This window comes from bacterium endosymbiont of Bathymodiolus sp. 5 South, assembly GCF_900128535.1.
GTDB lineage: Bacteria > Pseudomonadota > Gammaproteobacteria > PS1 > Pseudothioglobaceae > Thiodubiliella.
Window position 1 is genome coordinate 1 of the sequence record NZ_FQTR01000144.1, and the last position, 4,068, is coordinate 4,068.

Below are 4,068 nucleotides of genomic sequence, written 5' to 3' on the forward strand. Positions count from 1 at the left end.
TAGAAGATAGCAAAGAACTTCAAGCCATCATCAAGAAAGACTGGAAAAAATTAGAACAATTAAATAAAAAACAACATGATTAAAACCATCAAAAACATTCAAGCATTAAGTACATTCAAACAAAAACAGACTAAGTCAAAAACCCTCCAAACTGAGTGTGGCGTTAGTCGGTGCACAAGCTGATATTTCTGATGAGATGACGGCACAGTTGTGAAAAAAAAATTAAAGGAAAATGCAGTTTATGTTGGATTGGTCATAATTCTTATTATTGTTTTATATTACTTTGACTACATCAATATGGAAGAACAAATAACTTTGACTTCTATTGGTAGCGGTCTTATTGCAATCATAGGCTTGTATTTTTTTTACAAACGCTTAAAAAACCAAGATATCCAACGAGTAGATGATCGGTTTAATTCAGCCATTAACTTGTTAGGATCAAGTGAAACTTCGGCGCGCACAGGCGCAGTTTATGTCTTGCATGAATTGGCATTGGAGGAGGATAAATATCGCCAGCAAATTGTGCAAATCCTCTGTTCACATGTTCGTTCAAAAACCAGTGAGACTGAGTATCAAAAAACTCACAAAGAACGCCCATCAAATGAAATTCAAACTACCCTCAATCTTTTATTTAAAGAGGAAAAGCGCGGTTTATACACACAAGATTTTGCAAAAGTATCAGGCTTTCCTAAGGCGGATTTGTCACACGCCTACCTTGTGAAAGCGGATTTTAGATATACACAGTGTCAAGGGGCGTATTTTTGGGGTGCACAGTGTCAAAGGGCGAGTTTTAGAGGTGCGCAGTGCCAAGAAGCGAATTTTTTTGATGCGCAGTGTCAAGGGGCGTATTTTTGGGGTGCGCAGTGTCAAGGGGCGTATTTTTCGAAAGCACAGTATCAAGAGGCGAATTTTTCGGAAGCACAGTATCAAGAGGCGGGTTTTTAGGATACGCAGTGTCAAGGGGCGAGTTTTGAGTCTACACAATGTCAAGGGGCTTACGCATTGAAAAAGTTTTATTCACAAGAATTAAGCTCTAGAATTGGTAAAGAGACTGAGTTTGAAACTTTGCAATTAAAGGGAGAAATTGCCGAAAATGTTATTAAAAATATTGAAAATGCCAAAAAATATTTAAACAAATTCGGGTTACAAAGAATTATCCAAGACAACAAAGGTAAAGAACCAAAATATGGCACACCAGAGGATTGTATCACAGGCATTTTAGAAAATAGTGAACAACTTCAAGCCATCATCAAGAAAGACTGGAAAAAATTAGAACAATTAAATAAAAAACAACATGATTAAAACCATTAAAAACATTCAAGCATTAAGCGCATTCAAACAAAACAGACTAAACCAAAAACTCTCTAAACTGAGTGTGGTGTTAGTCGGCGCAGAATTTGTACATTTTGCGCATTGTGCGGATCAACTAACGCAAGATGAAACCACAACCTTAGAAACCCTGCTAAATTACGATCAGACTGTTGACTTGAATACCAAAGCGCAGATTATTGTCATGCCACGCCTTGGCACAATCTCGCCTTGGTCGTCCAAGGCAAGTGATATTCTACATTTATGCGGGCTGGAAAAAATAAAACGCATTGAACGCGGGATTATTTATCATTTTGATCGGTCAGTAACGGACAAAAAAGCCGTTTTGTCAGTGATTATGGATAAGATGACTGAGTCTGAGTTGTGCTCTATTGACGAGGCACACAGTATTTTTGATGACTTCGAGCCACGCCCTTTTGCGCATGTTGATATTTTATCAAAGGGCAAATCTGCACTCGAACACGCTAACACTACCTTGGGCTTGGCGCTTTCTGATGGTGAGATGGATTACTTGGTTGATAATTTTACAACATTAAAACGCAATCCCACCGATGTAGAATTGATGATGTTTGCCCAGGCAAACTCTGAGCATTGCCGGCATAAGATTTTTAATGCCGATTGGACAATTGACGGCGTAGCACAGGCCAAGAGTTTGTTTGCGATGATTCGCAATACTTATCAGCAACATCCTGAAGGTTTACTGAGTGTGTATTCTGATAACTCTGCCGTAATGGCGGGTTATGAAGGCAAACGATTTTATGCAGCAGCAGATGGCAAATATGTCAGCTCTAGCGAACATAGAGCAATTTTAATGAAAGTGGAAACCCACAACCACCCTACTGCTATTGCCCCCAATCCAGGGGCAGCGACGGGTTCTGGCGGAGAGATTCGTGATGAAGGGGCAACCGGTCAGGGGTCAAAGCCAAAAGTGGGTTTGTGTGGGTTTAGTGTTTCTAACCTTAAAATTGACGGTGCACAACAACCATGGGAAGTTGAATACGGCAAACCCAGTCAAATTGTCTCAGCATTAGATATTATGCTTGAGGGTCCCATTGGCGCTGCTAGCTTTAACAATGAATTTGGTCGTCCTAATATATTGGGCTATTTTAGGACTTATGAGCAAGCCACCGCTGATGGGGATGTGCGTGGTTATCACAAACCTATTATGTTGGCAGGCGGTTTGGGGCATATTCAAGCGCAACACATTAAAAAAGGTAATATTCCTGTGGGCAGTAAAATTATCGTTCTAGGTGGCCCCGCAATGCTCATTGGTTTAGGGGGTGGTGCGGCATCGTCTATTAACAGTGGTGAGCAAAATGAAGACCTAGATTTTGCCTCAGTACAACGCGCCAATCCAGAAATGGAGAGGCGTGCACAAGAGGTGATTGATTGTTGCACTAATTTAGGTGCTAAAAACCCAATCATCTCTATTCACGATATCGGTGCGGGTGGCTTGTCAAATGGATTGCCGGAATTGGTAAATGATGCAGGCAAAGGGGGGCGGTTTAAACTGCGTCATATTCCCAATGACGATAAACAAATGTCGCCATTAGAGGTTTGGTGCAATGAATCACAAGAGCGTTATGTGCTTGCGATTAGCGCTGAAAATCTTGAATTATTCAGTGCACTTTGCAAGCGTGAACGAGCGCCATTTGCAGTATTAGGCGAGGCAACCAAAGAACAAGAATTAATTTTAAGCGATGAATTGTTTAATAATAACCCCATTCACATGCCGATGGAAATATTACTGGGTAATCCACCAACCACCACAATCAATGCCACCACACAGGCAATTAATCTTAATGCCTTAGATACAAGTGCTATTGAGCTGGATGAGGCGATTGATAGAATATTACAACTACCAAGCGTTGCCAGTAAAAACTTTCTCATTACCATTGGCGATAGAAGTGTAACAGGCATGGTAGCACGCGACCAATTTGTTGGACCATGGCAAACACCCGTGGCAGATTGTGCTATTTCTACCTCCGATTACACGGGCTACAAAGGCGAAATTATGTCTTTAGGCGAGCGAGCACCTCTTGCATTATGTGATGCGAATGCCGCTGCTAGAATGACAATTGGCGAGGCATTGACCAACATGTTAGGCGGTTATGTACAAGACATTAGCCACATTAGCCTCAGTGCTAACTGGATGAGTGCCAGTGGCCATTCGGGCGAAGATGCCAAATTATTTGAAGCAGTAAAAGCAGTGGGTATGGACCTGTGTCCAGAATTAGGCTTGACCGTACCTGTCGGTAAAGACTCCATGAGCATGAAAAGTGCTTGGCAAGAAGAGGGGAAAAATAAATCGGTTACTGCGCCATTGTCCCTTGTGATTACTGCATTTTCTAAAACATTGGATGTTCGCATGCAAATCACCCCGCTATTGGACAGCTCCATAGAGAGTGAATTGCTACTGATTGATTTAGGCAAAGGTCAAAATCGACTGGGTGGCTCGTGCTTAGCGCAAGTCTATAATCAAATCGGTATTGATACGCCTAATCTTGATGATTCAACGGTGTTTAAAAATTTCTTCACCACCATCAATCAACTTAATAAACAGGGTTTAATCAGTGCCTATCATGATCGTAGTGATGGTGGCGTTATCACCACGCTATTAGAAATGGCATTTGCCTCTCACTGCGGTTTAGATATAGTAAATGACGATATCAGTGCATTATTTAATGAAGAGTTGGGCTGTGTTATTCAGGTCAGTAACACCAACAAAGCAGCAGTGAT

Annotated in this window: 3 protein-coding genes; all 3 read left to right on the top strand. The window is 41.4% G+C overall.

Annotation, left to right across the window (positions count from 1 at the left end; genetic code table 11):
* The first annotated feature begins 210 nt into the window (after positions 1-210).
* On the top strand, positions 211-945 hold the full coding sequence (locus BBROOKSOX_RS09205; RefSeq protein WP_139661281.1) for a pentapeptide repeat-containing protein: 735 nt from the start codon (positions 211-213) through the stop codon (positions 943-945).
* 57 nt (positions 946-1,002) lie between these two features.
* Positions 1,003-1,302, top strand: a complete 300-nt coding sequence (locus BBROOKSOX_RS09210) for a hypothetical protein (protein ID WP_139661284.1) — start codon at positions 1,003-1,005, stop codon at positions 1,300-1,302.
* On the top strand, positions 1,295-4,068 hold a 2,774-nt coding region (gene purL / locus BBROOKSOX_RS09215), incomplete at its 3' end, for a phosphoribosylformylglycinamidine synthase (RefSeq protein ID WP_139661287.1). The genes BBROOKSOX_RS09210 and purL, both read left to right, overlap by 8 nt.